We start from the raw sequence: 2,512 nt of genomic DNA, 5'->3' as shown, positions 1-2,512 counted from the left end.
ATGCGCAGATCCCAGCAGCCCAAACCGAAAACAACAACTCAACCCGCTGCCAATACCACGAACCCCGAATCGTGAGCCAAATCAGGCAGGGTTCGGAAGTGCGAAGAAGTCGCCTTTGCTCATGGCGGAGTTGTGGTCTCCGGTGTCGATGAAGCAGTGACCCTCGCCCGACAGCGTGGCACTCTCGTCGGTGTTCCCAAGGTAGTAGGGAACATTCGTGGCAGCGGCCTTGGCGCCATTCTGGCGAAGCCCGCCGCTTTCGGCAGGGGCCGTCCCCACGGACAGGTGACTGCTGTGATGTCACTGATATATCCCGGGTTGTTGGGTTCGCATTAGTGCGCGGGTTGACAGCAATCCACTCCGGTTGATCGAGCGTTATCGCGGGCTGATGAGGAGGAACGAATGCCATCAGGTTGAGGGCGGAGGTCTTTTCGTCCTCGAAGTGGATCACCGGTCGATGCGCTCGACGGTTTGCTCGCAATAGACGTCGATGCCGTCAGCATTGAGCATTGCTGATGAGTTCCTGGCCGGCGTAGGGTCCCGCCGACGGCATGGGTTGCGCCTCCGGGGTGTACACCGCGATCTGGGTGTAGGCGCGCGTTCCGTTCTCGCGCAGCAAGTCCGCGGCGAGGAGGGCCCCCTCATAGGGGGCAACAGGGCGCCGGAACGGCTGGCAGGTGATGAGGAATACCAGCTTGCCGCTGATGAACTTCGATAGCGCGCCGTGTGCGGACGCCGCTGCTGCGGTGGCGTAATAGTGGTCGGCCGAACCGCTGTCGACCGCCTCCTGAAATCCGGGGATCATGTCGATTGCGATGCGGGATCCCGCCGCGAGCACCAGCGCGTCATAGGCGATTTCTGAATCGTCATCCAAGATGATGCCCATGGCGCCGGGGATCACTGGTGACCGTGCGGGTAACGGTGGTGATTCCGGACAGCGCCTCAGCAGTCGAGGCGGATGGGCACGCTGTCGCTGGTCGCGCCATCCCCGCATGACCCACGGCAAGGTGAATCCCAGAATGTGGGAGAAGTCTTCATCGATGATCGTGATGTCTAGGCCCGCGTCGGCAAACCTGCTTGGCGGATCTCGTTCATCACACTGAGCGCGCCGATGCCGGCGCCGATGATGACAAGCTTGTTCTTCATCTTTCGCAGTTCTTGCTTCCTTGGTCGTACGGTCCGCGTCGGACGAGGCGATGCCAATCGTGGTACGTGCTGCCCCTCTCGTCGTGCTGACCGCGATCGACCGCCGAGTTGGATTCGGCAGCGAGAGAAATTGCAGCACAAAGCCTTTCGTTGGAACGGTGCGCTGTCAATTGTTTGTCATATTCAAGTTGACAATCAAGGAGCATACCCCGGTCGCGGATACTGTCAACTATAGTTGTCAGTAGGATCTGGTGTCCTGACACCGGAGGTTGCCGGTGGGCGGCACCGTCAGAACAGGGCCAGTGGGAGAGCGCCAAGAGCGCCGAGACGCTAGGCCAGCGTGCAGTGACCCGGCGCCGAGGGCAAACGTCGACCCGGATCGGTATCTGGGCAGCATGAACGTGGGCTGCCGGTCAACGGCGGCTGGCACATTGCCGCAGCGATCTCATTGTGGTGAATTACATTTCCCAAACCATCTTTTCGTGCAAAGGCGCGTCCTCGCCAAGAAAAAAATTCACGCGAGCAAGGCGTGGGAAAGGTCACACCTAATCCAGCCGCGATTCGTCCGATCGTGCCTCATGCCGGCATTGCTTGCGGGGGTGAATTTAAACCCTAAGACTGCCAACATAATTCGTGTCATCAGCAGCTTTGCACGGCAGTTTAGGAACTGAATGGACCGGTGCAATTAGTGCTCTGCACTCGCCAGGCGCCAGGCAAACCGCAGCTGCGGGTTTCTCGGACGATCTAATTAGATGTACTATCAATCTCGAATGAGCGGCTTAGACCGCCGTGGCGCCGCGTCAATAGATGCCAATGCCAACAGCGACTGTTCGGTCCGTAGCAGAGGAGTTAAGAATGAACTGGATGATGGCTTCGGGTGCCCGTAGCGCAATGACCAAAATCGCGGTGGCCGTGGCGCTGATCGCGCTACCAGCGACAGCTGTGGCTGCGCCAGCGAACGCAACGTCGGGCTCCGCAGGCACATTCATGGCGCCGGTTCTGCTCGACGATCCCGGCTCTGGCGATCCGGGCCCCGACGCTCCTACCGGCCCACTTGACCCCAAATGCATACAGATGCCGCTTGATCCGGTGTGCCAGGGCGGCCCATATTGGCAGGGACCGCCCACCAGCCCATCCGATCCCCAGTGCGCCAGGACGCCTGCTGATCCGGTATGCGCGGGCGGCCCATATGCTCCGCCTATCAATGTGCTAACACCACCCATGGCCCCACCTATCGGATCGGCTCTACCGCCGGAGGCCCCGCGGATCGACACGCCGCAACTGCCCGAGGCACACTTTCCGGCTTCACCGGGACACATCTAGGCGGCCACGGCCTCCTGTCCTCCATATCCTCCGTCGCACTAGC

Annotated in this window: 3 protein-coding genes; all 3 read right to left on the bottom strand. The window is 60.7% G+C overall.

The window, feature by feature from the left end; translation table 11 throughout:
* Positions 1-81 precede the first annotated feature (81 nt).
* Positions 82-279, bottom strand: a complete 198-nt coding sequence (locus F0Q45_RS25365) for a hypothetical protein (RefSeq protein WP_149656502.1) — start codon at positions 277-279, stop codon at positions 82-84.
* Between the two features lie 217 nt (positions 280-496).
* Positions 497-901: a hypothetical protein gene (locus F0Q45_RS25360; protein WP_149656501.1), complete on the bottom strand. Its 405-nt coding sequence runs from the start codon at positions 899-901 to the stop codon at positions 497-499.
* A 1,045-nt stretch (positions 902-1,946) separates the two neighbouring features.
* The gene (locus F0Q45_RS25355; RefSeq protein ID WP_149656500.1) at positions 1,947-2,135 is read right to left on the bottom strand and encodes a hypothetical protein; all 189 of its coding nucleotides are present in this window, start codon (positions 2,133-2,135) and stop codon (positions 1,947-1,949) included.
* Positions 2,136-2,512 lie beyond the last annotated feature (377 nt).

It is taken from the genome of Mycobacterium simiae, assembly GCF_008370645.1.
GTDB lineage: Bacteria > Actinomycetota > Actinomycetes > Mycobacteriales > Mycobacteriaceae > Mycobacterium > Mycobacterium simiae_A.
Note: the sequence above shows the minus strand (reverse complement) of the source record. Positions and strands in the feature narration are given on the sequence as shown.

Excerpts from the sequence above, each read along its gene's own strand:
- F0Q45_RS25355 (WP_149656500.1), bottom strand. The coding sequence starts at position 2,135 with ATGAATGTGCCTGCGGAGCCCGACGTTGCGTTCGCTGGCGCAGCCACA.